The following is a 15,306-nucleotide window of genomic DNA, read 5'->3' as shown; positions in this document are numbered from 1 at the left end:
GGGCGGCTTAGACTCGCGATCGGTCAACCGACTGTTCTGCAGAGATGAATGATGGCTTTGAAGGTTCGTATGATGATGCGCCGCTTATTGGCGGTGACGTTTATTGCCGTCGCGGCGCTGACATTGATTTACGCCGACCACCCTGCCCAGTCCGGTTTGCGTAATGCCACGGTGCTGATCATCCGTCATGCGGAGAAACCGACCGAGGGCACGGTACTCAATGCCCGGGGCCAAGAGCGGGCTCTCGCCTATGCCGACTATTTCAATCCGTTGAAGCTGGCGGGGCAGACGCTGATCCCCGGACGGTTGATCGCCGCCGCTGACAGCCCGGTGAGTTCCCGCTCGCGCCTGACCCTGACACCGCTGGCCGAACGCCTGGACCTGCCTGTCGAGCAGCCTTACATCAACGGGGACGTGCATGAACTGGTCAGGCTGCTGCGCCGGAGCAATCAGGCGCCGACGATCCTGATCGCCTGGCACCATGGTCATATCAACAAGCTGATTCAGGCGTTCGGCGGCGACAGTACGGCCCTGATGGGGCAGAAAAAATGGCCGGACGAGGTGTACGACTGGCTGATCGTGCTGCGCTTCGACGATAAGGGCCAGATCATCAAGACCGACAGCCGGAAGGTTCTGGAGCATTTGTTGCCAGGCGACGAGGCGGAGGCAAACCAGGGGAAATAGTCCGTCGGAAAAGTTACTGGTAGATGATTTCTTCACGCTTGCACCCAATTTCCCGTCGAGGCTTGGGCAATTTCCTGCATTCACTTCAGAAGCCGCGCTATTCAGTTGAAAATCATTGCTCCGTAACCTTTGTGATGTTGCCGAGAGGGCGCGTCAGTGCGGAAGGTACGGGAATGAAGCAATGGATTATGGCTGTCATTTTGTTGGTCATTTTCCCTGCTCAGGCGGGAGAAGTATTTGTGATTCCGGACAACACCCCCAAGCCGGTTTACCCGCCTGCGTTATCGAGAGCGGGGATCACCGGTGACGTAAAGGTCCGTTTCATGGCCAATTCGGATGGTTCGGTGAGCGAAATCAGCATTCTGCAAAGTGATCATCCGGATCTGGCACAAGCGGCCAGGGACGCGATAGCTCAGTGGAGGTTCAAGCCGTGGACGGTTGACGCCGACAAGCCTGCCAAGCAGGAAATCGTGGCGCCCATGGCCTTTCTCCTCGAAGCGCCGGAGGGTGCCCACCAATGGGTTCAGCAGTTGAAATGCCGAGAGTTCAACGAACTGCTCAATCGAATGCCCGAGTATTCATGGGTCGACTCTGCGCCGTTTCACTATCTCCGTGACCACTTGTCGAGCGCTCTCTTTAAGCCACCACTGTCGAAAGACGAAAGACTCACGCTGATTGCCAGACTGAACCGAAGCGTGGAGGGCGTCGTCTGGCGTTGTCGACAGTGGCCGGTGAGCAGGTTCACGAGGTTTTTGCCGGAGGATGTCCGCAAGTTGCTTTAGTGCCGGACGCAGTGAATGGCGATCCGGACAGCATCCGAATCGCCAGTTGAGTCAGCGCACCTGCACCACCACCTTGCCCACAGCCTTGCGCTGCCCCAGATCATTGATCGCCTGTGCCGCCTCGCTCAGCGGATACACCCGCGACACCAGCGGCTTCAGCTTGCCCTCTGCATACCAGCCAAACAGTTGCTGGAAGTTCGCCGCGTTGTCCTGGGGCTGGCGCTGGGCGAAGGAGCCCCAGAACACCCCGAGCACCGCCGCACCCTTGAGCAGCGCAAGGTTGACCGGCAGTTCGGGAATGCGTCCGCTGGCGAAACCGACCACCAGCAGTCGGCCGTTCCAGGCAATGGCGCGGATCGCCTGGTCGAACAGGTCGCCGCCGACCGGGTCATAGATCACGTCGGCGCCCTGGCCGTCGGTCAGGCGTTTGATTTCGTCCTTGAGACTGGTTTCGCTGTAGTTGATCAGCTCGTCAGCACCGGCAGCCTTGGCCACGGCAAGTTTCTCGGCGCTGCTGGCGGCGGCAATCACCCGGGCGCCCATGGCCTTGCCGATCTCCACCGCGGCCAGACCAACGCCACCGGAGGCGCCGAGTACCAGCAAGGTTTCACCCGGCTGCAGATTGCCGCGTTGCCTGAGTGCGTGCATCGAGGTGCCGTAGGTCATGCTGAACGCCGCGGCGGTGTTGAAATCCATCGTCGGTGGAATCGGCAGTACGTTATAGCCCGGCACCGCGACCTGTTCGGCGAAGCTGCCCCAGCCGGTCAGGGCCATGACCCGATCACCGACCTTCAAGTGACTGACCTTTTCCCCCGCCGCGCTGACCACTCCGGACGCTTCGCCACCGGGCGAGAACGGAAAGGGCGGCTTGAACTGGTATTTGCCCTCGATGATCAGCGTGTCCGGGAAGTTGACCCCGGCGGCGTGCACGTCCAGCAGGATTTCATTCTTCTTCGCGACAGGACTGGCGATGTCTTCCAGCACCAGCGATTCGGCAGGGCCGAAGGCTTTGCACAGCACGGCTTTCATCAGGGCTATTCCTTTGGGAGTGATGGCCGATAAGTGTAGGTGTGGCAGTCAACGGGTCAACGAGCATGCCCGGCCCTGATAGTCCGCCATAAGCTTGTGCTTGCGCGGCGGGTCGTTATGCTAGGCCGCAAACCGGATAAGGAGCGAATTGTGAAAGCGTGGATCATGTTGTTGCTGGCCCTGTCTCTGCCTGTGGCAGCGCTGGCCGAAGAAGCCAAAGAAGGCGAGGCGCCGAAGGTCAACTACATCAGCCTGAGCCCGCCGTTCGTGGGCAACTACGGGCTCGATGGCACACCGAAGCTCAAGGTCTACAAGGCCGACGTGGCGTTGCGGGTGACGGGCGACGAAGCGAGCAAACTGGTCAAGGCCAACGAGCCGCTGATCCGCAATCAGCTGGTGGCGCTGTTCACTCAGCAGACTACCGAAGCGATGGGCAGCATCGAAGGCAAGGAAAAGCTGCGTCAGGAGGCCTTGAAGCAGACCCAGCAAGTGATGAATGACGAGACCGGCAAGCCGGTGGTCGAGGATCTGTTGTTCAATAACCTGATCATTCAGTAAGCAGCGTTGCTGCGGGGTCAGGACGCCAGGCTCCTGCGAAAGCGTGCCAGGGCGATGAAGAAGAACAGTAATCCGATGGCGGTCAGGGCCAGCAAGTCCGGCCAGACCACACTCAGCCCGGCGTCGCGGAACAGAATCGCGGCGCCGAGACTGACGAAATGGGTGGAAGGCGATCCCTGCATGACCCATTGCAGCCATTGCGGCATGCTGTCCAGCGGCGTACTGCCGCCCGACAGCAGCAACATCGGGATAATCACCGGGATGGCCAGCAGGCCGAACTGTGGTGTCGAGCGCGCCAGCGTTGCCAGGAAGATTCCCAACGCGGTGCTGGCGAACAGATAAACCGCCGTGACCAGCAAAAACAGGCCCAAAGAGCCGGACAACGGTACGCCCAGTGCGCCTTTGACGATCACTTCCAGCGACACCCAGGTGCACAGCACCACCACCAGCAGATTGCTCCAGATTTTCGCCAGCATGATTTCCAGCGCGGTCAGCGGCAGCACCAGCAAATGGTCGAGGGTGCCATGTTCGCGTTCCCGCAACAGCGCCGTGCCGGTCAGGATGATCGCCAGAATGGTGATGTTGTTGACGATCTGGATCACGGCCAGAAACCAGCCACCCTCCAGGTTGGTATTGAACAGGGCCCGGGTCGTCAGCTGCACCGGGGCAACGGCCTGCGCCTTGCCCTGGCCGGCGTAAGCCGACAGCTCGCGCTGGAATATCCGGCCGATGTAGCCGGCGCCCATGAACGCCTGGCTCATGGCGGTGGCATCGACATTGACTTGCACGGCCGGTTGACGGCCCGCGAGCAGGTCGGTCTGGAAACGGGCCGGAATGTTGATGACGAACGTGTACTGGCCGCTGTCCATGACTTCATCCAGTCGTTCGTAGCGTAACGGGACGGGAGGCTGGAACTCCGGAGGTTGCAGCGCCTGGGCCAATTGGCGGGAGAGGGCGCTGTGATCCTCGTCGACAATCGCCACGCTGGCGTTATGCACGCCGATTACTGATCCGGCGGCCGGCATGTAGATGGCCACGGTAAAGGCGTAGAACAGGAACAGCAGCACGCTGTCGTGACGCAGACTCGTCAGTTCCTTGAGCCCCAGTCGCAGGATATGCGTGAACTTGTGCATCAGGCCTCCTGCTTTTTCAACATGACCAGGCTCAATCCGGTGAATGCGATAAAGAAGCCGAACAGCGCCAGGCATTGTGGCCAGAGTTGCCGCAGATCCAGCGCTTTGGTGAACGTTCCAACTGCGATGTCGAGGAAGTGGCCGGCCGGAAACAGCGTGCCCATCACGGCAGCGGCGCCTTCCAGCGACGAGCGCGGCACGATCAGGCCGGAGAATTGAATGGTCGGCAGGCTGGTGATGATCATGGTGCCCAGAATCGCTGCGATCTGCGTTCGGGTGAACGCCGAGATCAGCAGCCCCATGCTGGTGGTGGCCAGTACATAGAGCAGCCCGCCGAAAGCGAGGGTCAGGCCGCTGCCCTTGAACGGCACGCCGAACAGCCAGCGATTCATGGCTGCCAGTACCGTGAGATTGATCAGGCTCACCAGCAGATAAGGCGTCTGTTTGCCCAGCAAAAACTCCAGACGCGTCAGGGGGGTGGCGTAGAAGTTGGTGATCGAGCCCAGCTCCTTCTCGCGCACGATGCCGAGCGCCGTCAGCATCGCCGGAATGAACGCCAGGATCAGCGCCATCACACCGGGGCCGATCGCGTTGACGCTGACCACATCCTGGTTGTAGCGAAAACGGGTTTCCAGGCCGGCGGTGGCCTGGTGGTTGAGTGCGGGGCTGCTCTGTTCGGCCAGTTGCTCGAGATTGGCCTGATGGACGGCCTCGACGTAGTTGCGACTGGTTTCCGCGCGAAACGGCATGCCGCCATCCAGCCACGCCGCCACGGCCGGCCGACGCCCGGCGTAGAGGTCGCGGCCGAATCCGGGCGGAATCTCCAGCGCCAGTTTGATTTCCGAACGTTGCAGGCGTCGGTGCAAGGCCTGCGCGTCCTGGATGACGGGCTGCTCGGCGAAATATCGCGAACCGCGAAAGGCTTCCAGGTAGGCACGACTTTGTGGTGTCTGGTCCTGGTCGTAGACGGCGAAAGCAAGATTTTCCACATCGAGGGAAATCCCGTAACCAAAAATCACCATCATGAAAATGGCGCCCAGCAGCGCGAATGCCAGGCGGACCTTGTCGCGCAGCAATTCCTTGCCTTCACGGCTGGCCACCGCTACCAGACGGCCGAAGCTGAAACCATGTTCGGTGATGGCCATGGCCGGGGCCATCGGGGCGGACGTTGGTTCGGGGGGCGGCGACGCTTCGCTGTTGCCCTGGGCTTGCTCAAGGCAGCTCACGAACGCAGCCTCAAGGGATTCGCCATTGAATTGCTGCTGCAGGGCGGTCGGCGTATCACAGGCCAGGACCCTGCCCGCATGCATCAGGGAGATGCGGTCGCATCGCTGCGCTTCGTTCATGAAATGGGTGGAGAGGAAAATGGTCACGCCCTGATCACGGGACAGCTCGATCAACAGTCGCCAGAAATCGTCTCGTGCTGCCGGATCGACGCCAGAGGTCGGTTCATCGAGTATCAGTACTTCCGGGCGATGCAGGACAGCGACGGCCAATGAAAGGCGTTGGCGCAGTCCCAGGGGCAAAGCGCCTGACGGTTGATCGGCGACGCCTTGAAGATTGAAGCGCTGAATCAAGGCGTCGATGCGTGGGGCGCTCTCGGTCTTGGGCAGGTCGAACAGGCGTGCGTGCAGGTCCAGGTTCTGCCGGACGCTGAGTTCGCCATACAACGAAAAGCTCTGGGACATGAAGCCGACTCGCTTGCGCGTGGCCAGATCCCTTGCATCCACCGGGTTGCCCAGTAGCGTCGCACTGCCCTCACTGGCTGGCATCAACCCGGTCAGGACTTTCATGGTGGTGGTCTTGCCGCAGCCATTGGAGCCGAGGAAGCCAAAAATTTCACCGCGCCCGATGGCGAAGCTGACGTGATCCACTGCGGTGAAGTCGCCAAAGCGCAATGTCAGGTCGTGGGCTTCGATGGCGATATCGGTGTTGGTGGTGCGAGGCGGGATCTGCAGAGGTTGCGGGTCGTGATGGCTGTCACCCTGAAAGTGGGTGAAGGCATCATCGAGTTTGCCGCTTGGGGTGACCGCTGCCAGCTCTCGGCTCAAACCCGAGGCAATCATCCGGCCACTGTCGAGCATCAGGCAGTGCTCGAATTGTTCGGCTTCTTCCATATAGGCCGTGGCGACCAGCAAGGTCAGTTGCGGCCGCTGGCGCCGCACGTCGTCGATCAGTTCCCAGAAGCGTCGCCGGGAGAGCGGGTCGACACCCGTGGTGGGCTCGTCGAGGATCAACAGATCCGGCTCATGGATCAGCGCACAACACAGCCCCAGTTTTTGTTTCATGCCGCCGGACAGTTTGCCGGCCGGGCGATTAGCGAACCTCAGCAAGTCCGTGGCGAGCAGCAGGTTGTGCAGTCGCCGTTCGCTTTCGTCGGCGGGCAGACCGAACAACGTGGAGAAAAATTGCACGTTCTCGCGGATCGAAAGTTCCGGGTACAGGTTGCCACCCAGCCCTTGCGGCATGAAGGCGATGCGCGTGTACAGGGTGTTGCGATGGGTGCGATCGTGAATCGGGCCGCCGAGGACTTCCAGTTGTCCCTGCTGAAGGGCTTTAACACCGGCGATCAGCCCCAGCAGGCTGGACTTGCCGGCACCGTCGGGGCCGATCAGACCGCAGCGGGTTCCCGCCGGCAGATCAAATGCAATCGCGTCCAGGGCTCGCTGCTGGCCATAGCGGTGCGCGATGGCGCTCGCCCGAACCGCGATGCCGTTCATTGCAGATTGGCCGGCCAACCGATCGGCGCCGTGCGCACGTAGCCGACGCCAGGCATGCCGGGCTTGGCCTGCGGTACGTTGCCAGGTTCAGTCAGGCGCAGCTTGACGCGAAAAACCAGTTTCTGTCGCTCGTCGCGAGTCTCGACTTCTTTGGGGGTGAACTGCGATTTGGCCGCCACGAAGCTGACTTTCGCCGGTAAAGGCCGGTCGGGCAGCGCATCCAGCAGGAGCCGCGCGTCATCGCCCACCGCCAGGCGTCCGGCCACGGACGCGGACAGATAAAGATTCATGTACTGGTCATCGGGATCAATCAACAACAGGACTCGACCGCCAGCGCCCAGCACTTCGCCGGGTTCGGCCATGCGCAGCTGGATAACGCCGTCGATCGGTGCGCGCAAGCTGCTGTCATCGATTTCACTGGTCAATTGCGCTACCTGGGCCTGAGCTGCGCCGATGGCCGCGCTGACGGCGGCAACCTGCGCCCGGGCCGCGGCGACGGCTGCGTTGCCGGTGCCGATGCGCGATTGCAGTTGATCGATGACCTGCGCGCTGACAAAACCATGCTTGAACAACGACTGAGAGCGGCCGAGTTCCTGCTGGGCCAGCAGTTGTTCACTTTGGCGCAACTGTACGTTGGCCTGGGCGGCAGCCAGGTTTTCCCGGGCACGGATGACCTCGGCCTCGGCCTGGTTGCGCTGGGCCTCCAGGGTCCGGGTATCCATTCGGGCAAGCAACTGACCTTTTCTGACGTTGTCACCTTCATCGACCAGCACTTCGGCGAGACGTCCGGGCGTTTTACTGGCGATTTGCACTTCGGTGGCTTCCAGGCGCCCGTTGCCGGAGGACAGGCCCTCGGGCAGACGGCTGCTCACGGCCTTCCAGTAACCGAAACCGCCGGCGGCCACCAGCAACACGATGAGAGAACCGGCAAATAAAAGGGAGGAACGGCTGTGCGCTGACATGGGGGCATCCTGCGACTGTAGCGACCAGTTTGACGGTTCAAGGGCAGGTATCGATTGATATCAATCAAATGAGCGGCAAACCTGGTCCTTTTACCTTAAGTCGAGTATCGCCGCCCACTGCTCGGCCGTCACCGGCATCACCGACAGTCGCGAGCCTTTCTGCACCAGTGGCATTTCAGCCAGTGCGGCCTGCTGTTTCAGATAATCCAGCTTCAACACCCGGGAAAACGTCTCGACATGAGCGACGTCGATGGCGCTCCAGGCGTTTTTCTCCGGCGTGGCTTTCGGGTCGAAATAGTGGCTTTCCGGTTCCAGTGCGGTGGGATCCGGGTACGCGGCCTGGATGATTTTGCCGATCCCGGCAATCCCCGGCTCAGGACAGCTGGAGTGATAAAAAAAGAACTCATCTCCAGCCGCCATGGCCCGCAGGAAGTTGCGCGCCTGATAGTTGCGCACCCCGTCCCAGCGCGCTTTACCGAGTTTTTCCAGACCCTTGATCGAGAGTTCGTCGGGCTCGGATTTCATCAGCCAAAAGGCCATGTCGTGTGCTCCTGAAAGGGTCATTGGGCAGGTTGTCGGGCAATTTTATGACAAACCGACAGTCGGTTGACGCCAGCATTTGCGCAGCGGTTCACGTTGTCGCAAAATGCCGGCCTTTAAAGCTTGACGCTGCTGCACGGCCTACGAATGGAAACCGCTGCTGTCATCGTGATGATGTGCCTTGAGGGGGGCAATCGATGAAACGCAAACCGGATTTGCTGTGGACTTTGGTGATTTTGTTCGGCTTGGGCGTCGTGACCACCGGTTATGCGCAAAGCCTGTGGGCCAACAAGACCGATGCTCCGATCGAAGTAGCGCAACAGGTACAGCAGTCAACCGCATTCAAACGCTGAAACCGTCTTTCCGACGCCGCTGACTCCCTCGCGGCGTCTACCCTGCGAAATATCGCGCCCTGTCGGTCACCGTTCCCTGCAACGGTACATCCCAGCTGGCCTGCGCCAGCCGTTCGACTTTCTGACATTCATGGGCCAGGCCCAGCAGCGTCGGCTTGCGCCAGTTCTGGCGGCGGGCCAGATACGCCAGGCTGCGGTCGTAGAAACCGCCACCCATTCCCAGGCGCCCGCCGACGTCGTCGAATCCCACCAATGGCAACAACACCAGATCCAGTGCCCATATCTTGCGCTGGCGGGCCGGGTTGACCCGTGGCTCCAGAATTCGGAAGCGATTGCGCCGCAGTTTCTCGCCGGGGCTGATCTGCTGAAAGACCATTTTGGTACGTGGCCAGGCGCTCAGCACCGGCAGGTAGGTCTTCTTGCCTCGACGCTGGGCGGCGCGCAACAACAGGCGCGGATCGATTTCGCCGTCGGTGGGCAGGTACAGGGAAATGTGCTTCGCCCGGCGAAACTGCGGGTCCTGTGCGAGCTGTTTATACAGACCTTCGGCGGCCGCGCGTTGCTGGCTCGGCGTCAGGGAACGGCGGGCCTTGCGCAGCAGGCGGCGCAGTTGTGGGCGGGGCAGCAGCGCGGGTTCGGTCATGGTCGGCTTCGGCAGGATGGGGACGAAAACGTACGCATAAAAAATCCGATGCCGGCATGCACCGGCATCGGATTCGAATCAGGCTCCCCGGATGAGCCGCTGTCGACTTAGCCCTTGAACCCGAGAGTTCAAGGTGGAGGATGCAGTAGGCTTTAAGGCTTTCCGTCTGGCGGACATGCACACCAGCCCAACGTGCAACCCCCAGGGTAGTGCAAATCGGCTCAGGGACATCGTCAACTGGCAAGCACCCCAGGGAGTGCGGCGAGTATACCTCAAGCGGTCCGGTGAATCAGCCCTTGCTGATGTCCGGATCGTCGGCCAGCGCCAGATCGACACGATCGAGCAAGTCGCGTACCTGTTCACGGGTCGAGCCGCTGGTCTGGATGTCCGGGCGCTCTTCTTTGTGCAAGAGATCGTGGGTGATGTTCAGGGCGGCCATCACGGCGATGCGGTCGGCACCGATGACTTTGCCGCTGCTGCGGATCTCGCGCATCTTGCCGTCCAGATAGCGTGCGGCACTGACCAGGTTGCTGCGTTCTTCCTGGGGGCAGATGATCGAATATTCTTTGTCGAGGATCTGCACGGTAACGCTATTGCTTGAACTCATGAGTCTTGCTCCAGGGCCTTGAGGCGCGAAATCATCGATTCGACCTTACGCCGGGCGATTTCGTTTTTTTCAATGAGGTGAGCGCGTTCCTCGCGCCAGGTCTTTTCCTGAGCTAGTAAGAGTGCGTTTTGACTCTTTAGTTGCTCGACCCGAGTAATCAGCAGCTCGAGTCTGGCCATCAGCGCTTGCAGGTCGGTGTCTTCCATTGTGTCCACTGATTCGGTCTGATGGGTTTGGCCGGGAGGCAGCCTTTAATGGTCTTGGCGTGTCTGTCGATGTAGGATACAAGGCCTTCATTCTAGACATAGCGCCGTCTGGCGCCTAGCTGCCCATGCCCATTCAGAATTCCCCGTACCAAGCCTTTGCCACCCTGCTGACTGCCAGCGGTCACAACGTCTCGCCTGCCGAACTGCATGGCCTGCTGCTCGGCCGCAGCTGCGCCGGTGCCGGCTTCGATAATGAAGGCTGGCTGATCGATGCCGCCGAACTGCTCGAAGGCGACATTCAGGACAACGTCCGCAACGCCCTCGTCGGCCTGCAGGAGATGGTCAAGGGCGAGCTCACCGGCGACGACGTGACCGTCGTGCTGCTGTTGCCGACCGATGACGTGCCGCTGGCCGAACGTGCTGCCGCACTGGGCCAGTGGTGCCAGGGCTTCCTCACCGGTTTCGGTCTGAACTGCCGTGACAGCAGCATGCTGAGCACCGAGGCCACCGAGGTGTTGCAGGATCTGGCGGCGATCTCCCAGGTACAAGATGCTCTGGAAGAATCCGAAGACGGCGAAAGCGACTACATGGAAGTCATGGAGTACCTGCGTGTAGCGCCGCTGCTGCTGTTCTCCGAAACCAGGAAAGCCGACGTGCCGCCAGCGGCCAAGCCGTCGCTGCACTGATCGCGTGCCAGGGAAAGCCATCTGCCCATGATTCATATCCCGAAAGCGGAATACGCCCGTCGCCGCAAGGCGCTGATGGCGCAGATGGAACCCGACAGCATCGCCATCCTGCCTGCCGCCGCGGTTGCCATTCGCAACCGTGACGTCGAGCACGTCTACCGTCAGGACAGCGACTTCCAGTACCTCAGTGGTTTCCCCGAGCCGCAGGCGGTGATCGTGCTGATGCCCGGTCGCGAACATGGCGAGTACGTGCTGTTCTGCCGTGAACGCAACGCCGAACGGGAACTCTGGGACGGCCTGCGCGCCGGCCAGGAAGGCGCGATTCGTGATTACGGCGCCGACGACGCTTTCCCCATCACAGACATCGACGACATCCTGCCGGGCCTGATCGAAGGCCGCGACCGGGTGTATTCGGCGATGGGCAGCAACCCGGAATTCGACCGCCACCTGATGGACTGGATCAACGTGATCCGCTCCAAGGCCCACCTCGGCGCCCAGCCGCCGAACGAATTCGTTGCCCTGGATCACCTGCTGCACGACATGCGCCTGTATAAATCGGCGGCAGAAGTGAAGGTGATGCGCGAAGCGGCGCGGATTTCCGCCCAGGCTCATATCCGGGCGATGCAGGCCAGCCGCGCCGGATTGTACGAGTACAGCCTGGAAGCCGAACTCGATTACGAATTCCGCAAGGGCGGGGCGAAAATGCCGGCCTACGGATCGATCGTCGCGTCCGGGCGCAACAGCTGCATCCTGCATTACCAGCAGAATGACGCGCTGCTCAAGGACGGCGATCTGGTATTGATCGACGCCGGTTGCGAGATCGACTGCTATGCCAGCGACATCACTCGTACCTGGCCTGTGAATGGCAAGTTCTCGGCCGAGCAGAAGGCGATCTACGAACTGGTATTGGCCGCGCAGGAAGCCGCGTTCGCCGAAATCGCCCCGAACAGACACTGGAACCAGGCGCACGAAGCGACGGTTCGGGTCATTACCGCCGGATTGGTGAAGCTGGGATTGTTGCAGGGCGAGGTGGATGAGTTGATCGCTTCCGAGGCCTACAAGGCGTTTTACATGCACCGCGCCGGCCACTGGCTGGGCATGGATGTACATGACGTCGGCGAGTACAGGGTCGGTGGTGAATGGCGCGTGCTGGAGGTCGGCATGGCGCTGACCGTGGAACCGGGCATTTACATCGCCCCGGACAACCAGCATGTAGCGAAGAAATGGCGCGGCATTGGCGTGCGCATCGAGGACGACGTGGTAGTGACCAAGAGCGGTTGTGAAATCCTGACGGGTGGCGTGCCGAAAACCGTCGCCGAGATCGAAGCGCTGATGGCGCAGGCACGGACCGGTGCAGCATGAGCCGGGTCAATCTGGCAATCATCGGTGGTGGCCTGGTCGGCGCCAGTCTGGCGTTGGCGTTGCAGGCCGGGGCCAGGGCGCGTGGCTGGAAAATCGTGCTGATCGAACCTTTCGCCCCCGGCGACAGCTGGCAGCCAAGCTACGATGCCCGCTCTTCGGCGCTGTCATTTGGTTCCCGGCAGATTTATCAACGGCTGGGTGTGTGGCAGGAAATTTCCCGTCGCGCCGAGCCGATCAAGCAGATTCATGTGTCCGACCGTGGTCGTTTCTCCACCGCGCGATTGTCGGCGATGGAAGAGGGCGTACCGGCGCTGGGTTATGTGGTTGAAAACGCCTGGCTCGGTCATTGCCTGTGGCAGCACGTCGACAAGGACGTGATCAGCTGGCGTTGCCCGGCGGAAGTCACTCGCATGGAGCCGCTGCCGGACGGCTATCGCCTGACCCTCAACGATGAGACCACCCTCGAGTGCGATCTGGCGGTGCTCGCCGATGGTGGCCGCTCCGGTCTGCGCGAACAACTGGGCATCAACGTGCGCAAGCGTCCGTACAACCAGAGCGCGCTGATCGCCAACATCACCCCGAGCGAATCGCATAACGGCATGGCCTTCGAACGCTTCACCGACGAAGGCCCGATGGCGCTGCTGCCGCTGCCGGAAAACCGTTGCGCGCTGGTCTGGACCCGTCTGGGCATGGACGCGCAACGTCTGGCGCAACTGAATGAGCGCGACTTCCTCAGTGAGTTGCAAGGCGTGTTCGGTTACCGCCTCGGCACCCTGAAACAGGTCGGTGCGCGGCATCTGTATCCGTTGTCGCTGGTGGAAGCCGAAGAGCAAGTGCGTCCGCATCTGGCCGTGCTCGGCAATGCCGCCCACAGCCTGCATCCGATAGCCGGACAGGGTTTCAACCTGTCCCTGCGCGATGCCGATGCACTGGCCGCCGCACTGCTGGCCAGCGACAAACCGCTGGGGGACTTCGCCACGTTGCAGGCCTATCGCGAGCGTCAGCGTCTGGATCAGGACCTCACAGTAGGTTTCTCCGATCAGGTCACGCGCCTGTTCGGCAGTACCCAGCCACTGGTGTCGCTGGGACGCAACATCGGCCTGCTCGGCCTCGATCTGCTGCCACCGGCCAAACGCTGGTTCGCCCGTCAGGCCATGGGGCTGGGGACGCGGCCGGATGCGTGAGTGGCTGATCAACCGGTTTGGCAAGGCGCGGCTGATGCGCTGGATCATGACGTTCTACCCGCCGTACTTCGGCGCGGGTGTCCGGGTGAAGCATATCAGCGATGACTTTCGGGACATTCAGGTCTCGATGGGCCTGGGCTGGTACAACCGCAATTACGTCGGCACCCAGTTCGGCGGCAGTCTGTATTCGATGGTCGATCCGTTCTTCATGTTGATGCTCATGGAAAACCTCGGCTCGCGGTACATCGTCTGGGACAAGGCCGCCGACATTGACTTCATAGCGCCGGGCAAAGGCCCGGTGTTCGCCCGGTTCCACATCGACGACACGCTGCTCGACGAGATCCGTCGGCAGACCGCCAGTGGCGAAAAGTACCTGCCGCAGTTGCAGGTCGATATTCATGACGGCGCCGGCAACCTGGTGGCGCGGGTCGGTAAAACCCTTTACGTGCGGCTCAAGCCGCCAGCGAGACAGGTTTAAAGCATGGAAATGCGCGCGGATGTGCTGATTGTCGGAGCCGGAATGGTCGGCAGTGCCCTGGCGCTGGCGTTGCAGGGCAGCGGACTGGAAGTGCTGTTGCTCGACGGCAGCCCGCTGAGCGTCAAACCCTTCAATGGCGACGCGCCGTTCGAGCCACGGGTGAGCGCACTGTCGGCGGCCAGCCAGCGCATCCTCGATCGCCTCGGCGTGTGGGACGGCATCGTCAACCGACGCAGCAGCCCTTACACCGACATGCACGTCTGGGACGGCAGCGGCACCGGACAGATCCACTTCTCGGCCAGCAGCGTACACGCCGAGGTGCTCGGCCACATCGTCGAAAACCGCGTGGTGCAGGACGCCTTGCTCGACCGTTTGCACGATTGTGACCTGGGCCTGCTGGCCAATGCGCGGCTGGAGCAGATGCGCCGCTCCGGTGACGACTGGCTGCTGACCCTGGCCGACGGACGCACCCTGCGTGCGCCGCTGGTGATCGCGGCGGACGGCGCCCATTCCGCCGTGCGCCGTCTGACCGGTGTCGCCACCCGCGAATGGGATTATCTGCACCACGCCATCGTCACCAGCGTGCGCAGCAGCAAACCGCACCGCATGACCGCATGGCAGCGCTTCACCGATCACGGGCCGCTGGCGTTTCTACCGCTGGAGCGGGACGGGCAGCAGGACTGGTGCTCGATCGTCTGGTCGACCACGCCAAGCGAAGCCGAACGGCTGATGGCGCTGAATGAAGCGGATTTCTGCCGTGAGCTGGAACGCGCCTTCGAAGGCTGCCTCGGCGAGGTCATCAACGCCGACCCGCGGCTGTGCGTGCCACTGCGTCAACGTCACGCCAAGCGCTACGTGGCTGAAGGCCTCGCGCTGATCGGCGACGCGGCGCACACCATCCACCCGCTGGCGGGGCAGGGCGTGAACCTGGGTTTCCTCGATGCCGCCGTGCTGGCCGAGGTACTGCTGCAAGCCAACGAACGCGGCGAACGCTTGGCGGACGTGAAAGTGCTGAGCCGCTACGAGCGTCGGCGCATGCCGCACAACCTGGCGCTGATGGCGGCGATGGAAGGCTTCGAGCGGTTGTTCCAGGCCGATCCGCTGCCGCTGCGCTGGTTGCGCAATACCGGGTTGAAAATCGTCGAGCAGATGCCCGAGGCAAAGGCTCTTTTTGTGCGTGAGGCCCTCGGATTGACTGGTGATCTTCCGGCACTCGCAAAACCCTGAGATCTTCATCGCGGCTGATAACCTCTTCGCGAGCAGACTCGCTCCCACAGTTTGTAATGCATTCCAATGTGGGAGCGAGCCTGCTCGCGAAAGCGTCAGTCCAGCCACCGCAACATTCGCCCCGTGCAACATCTGGTAACTCCTTGGGAAAG

At 61.7% G+C, this 15,306-nt stretch carries 17 protein-coding genes and 1 other RNA gene; 9 read left to right on the top strand and 9 right to left on the bottom strand.

Annotation, left to right across the window (positions count from 1 at the left end):
- Positions 1–51 precede the first annotated feature (51 nt).
- Both ACK6BI_RS02450 and ACK6BI_RS02445 read left to right on the top strand, forming a co-directional pair.
- Entirely contained in the window at positions 52–684 is a 633-nt protein-coding gene (locus ACK6BI_RS02450; RefSeq protein ID WP_409315951.1) for a flagellar basal body-associated protein FliL, read from the top strand.
- Positions 685–857: 173 nt separating this feature from the next.
- Positions 858–1,466: an energy transducer TonB gene (locus ACK6BI_RS02445; RefSeq protein ID WP_409315868.1), complete on the top strand. Its 609-nt coding sequence runs from the start codon at positions 858–860 to the stop codon at positions 1,464–1,466.
- Positions 1,467–1,517: 51 nt separating this feature from the next.
- On the opposite strand, the gene ACK6BI_RS02440 is transcribed toward ACK6BI_RS02445, so the two are convergent.
- Entirely contained in the window at positions 1,518–2,495 is a 978-nt protein-coding gene (locus tag ACK6BI_RS02440) for an NADPH:quinone oxidoreductase family protein (protein ID WP_409315867.1), read from the bottom strand.
- Positions 2,496–2,645: 150 nt separating this feature from the next.
- Between ACK6BI_RS02440 and ACK6BI_RS02435 the strand changes: the two genes are divergently transcribed.
- Entirely contained in the window at positions 2,646–3,053 is a 408-nt protein-coding gene (locus tag ACK6BI_RS02435; RefSeq protein WP_409315866.1) for a flagellar basal body-associated protein FliL, read from the top strand.
- Positions 3,054–3,070: 17 nt separating this feature from the next.
- Here the strand turns inward: ACK6BI_RS02435 and ACK6BI_RS02430 are convergent, their stop codons facing one another.
- The 4 genes from ACK6BI_RS02430 to ACK6BI_RS02415 form a co-directional block, all read right to left on the bottom strand.
- Entirely contained in the window at positions 3,071–4,186 is a 1,116-nt protein-coding gene (locus ACK6BI_RS02430; RefSeq protein WP_409315865.1) for an ABC transporter permease, read from the bottom strand.
- Positions 4,186–6,906 carry a ribosome-associated ATPase/putative transporter RbbA gene (rbbA, locus tag ACK6BI_RS02425; protein ID WP_409315864.1) on the bottom strand — a complete coding sequence of 907 codons (2,721 nt, stop codon included), beginning with the start codon at positions 6,904–6,906 and terminating at the stop codon, positions 4,186–4,188. Before rbbA ends, ACK6BI_RS02430 begins: the two co-directional genes overlap by 1 nt.
- Positions 6,903–7,868, bottom strand: coding sequence for an HlyD family secretion protein (locus ACK6BI_RS02420; RefSeq protein WP_409315863.1), 966 nt, complete (start codon positions 7,866–7,868; stop codon positions 6,903–6,905). Before ACK6BI_RS02420 ends, rbbA begins: the two co-directional genes overlap by 4 nt.
- Before the next feature lie 90 nt (positions 7,869–7,958).
- Positions 7,959–8,408: an EVE domain-containing protein gene (locus tag ACK6BI_RS02415; RefSeq protein WP_409315862.1), complete on the bottom strand. Its 450-nt coding sequence runs from the start codon at positions 8,406–8,408 to the stop codon at positions 7,959–7,961.
- A 197-nt stretch (positions 8,409–8,605) separates the two neighbouring features.
- Here ACK6BI_RS02415 and ACK6BI_RS02410 point away from each other — a divergent pair, with 197 nt between their 5' ends.
- A complete protein-coding gene (locus ACK6BI_RS02410) occupies positions 8,606–8,761 on the top strand; it encodes a hypothetical protein (protein ID WP_024014743.1) in 156 nt (51 codons plus the stop codon).
- Positions 8,762–8,798: 37 nt separating this feature from the next.
- Here ACK6BI_RS02410 and ACK6BI_RS02405 read toward each other — a convergent pair whose 3' ends face one another.
- The 4 genes from ACK6BI_RS02405 to ACK6BI_RS02390 all read right to left on the bottom strand — a co-directional run bounded on the left by ACK6BI_RS02405 (position 8,799) and on the right by ACK6BI_RS02390 (position 10,217).
- Positions 8,799–9,404 carry a 5-formyltetrahydrofolate cyclo-ligase gene (locus tag ACK6BI_RS02405; RefSeq protein WP_409315861.1) on the bottom strand — a complete coding sequence of 202 codons (606 nt, stop codon included), beginning with the start codon at positions 9,402–9,404 and terminating at the stop codon, positions 8,799–8,801.
- Positions 9,405–9,484: 80 nt separating this feature from the next.
- Positions 9,485–9,663: non-coding RNA, 6S RNA (ssrS, locus tag ACK6BI_RS02400), on the bottom strand.
- A 30-nt stretch (positions 9,664–9,693) separates the two neighbouring features.
- Complete coding sequence (locus ACK6BI_RS02395) at positions 9,694–10,011, bottom strand: cell division protein ZapA (protein ID WP_065259919.1); 318 nt, start codon at positions 10,009–10,011, stop codon at positions 9,694–9,696.
- A complete protein-coding gene (locus ACK6BI_RS02390) occupies positions 10,008–10,217 on the bottom strand; it encodes a TIGR02449 family protein (RefSeq protein WP_007940359.1) in 210 nt (69 codons plus the stop codon). The genes ACK6BI_RS02395 and ACK6BI_RS02390 overlap by 4 nt, the downstream gene beginning before the upstream one ends.
- A gap of 125 nt (positions 10,218–10,342) precedes the next feature.
- On the opposite strand from ACK6BI_RS02390, the gene ACK6BI_RS02385 reads away from it, so the two are divergent.
- Genes ACK6BI_RS02385 through ACK6BI_RS02365 form a run of 5 tightly spaced genes read left to right on the top strand, consistent with a single transcriptional unit; the run spans position 10,343 to position 15,154 of the window.
- Positions 10,343–10,903: a YecA family protein gene (locus ACK6BI_RS02385; protein WP_409315860.1), complete on the top strand. Its 561-nt coding sequence runs from the start codon at positions 10,343–10,345 to the stop codon at positions 10,901–10,903.
- Positions 10,904–10,930: 27 nt separating this feature from the next.
- A complete protein-coding gene (pepP, locus tag ACK6BI_RS02380) occupies positions 10,931–12,265 on the top strand; it encodes a Xaa-Pro aminopeptidase (protein ID WP_409315859.1) in 1,335 nt (444 codons plus the stop codon).
- On the top strand, positions 12,262–13,449 hold the full coding sequence (gene ubiH, locus ACK6BI_RS02375; protein WP_409315858.1) for a 2-octaprenyl-6-methoxyphenyl hydroxylase: 1,188 nt from the start codon (positions 12,262–12,264) through the stop codon (positions 13,447–13,449). Before pepP ends, ubiH begins: the two co-directional genes overlap by 4 nt.
- Positions 13,442–13,927, top strand: coding sequence for a DUF4442 domain-containing protein (locus tag ACK6BI_RS02370; protein ID WP_409315857.1), 486 nt, complete (start codon positions 13,442–13,444; stop codon positions 13,925–13,927). Before ubiH ends, ACK6BI_RS02370 begins: the two co-directional genes overlap by 8 nt.
- Before the next feature lie 9 nt (positions 13,928–13,936).
- A complete protein-coding gene (locus ACK6BI_RS02365; protein ID WP_409315950.1) occupies positions 13,937–15,154 on the top strand; it encodes a 2-octaprenyl-3-methyl-6-methoxy-1,4-benzoquinol hydroxylase in 1,218 nt (405 codons plus the stop codon).
- Positions 15,155–15,306 lie beyond the last annotated feature (152 nt).

The organism is Pseudomonas sp. KCJK9016 (assembly GCF_046231795.1).
Classification (GTDB): domain Bacteria; phylum Pseudomonadota; class Gammaproteobacteria; order Pseudomonadales; family Pseudomonadaceae; genus Aquipseudomonas; species Aquipseudomonas bananamidigenes.
This window is presented reverse-complemented; position numbering and strand designations above follow the sequence as displayed.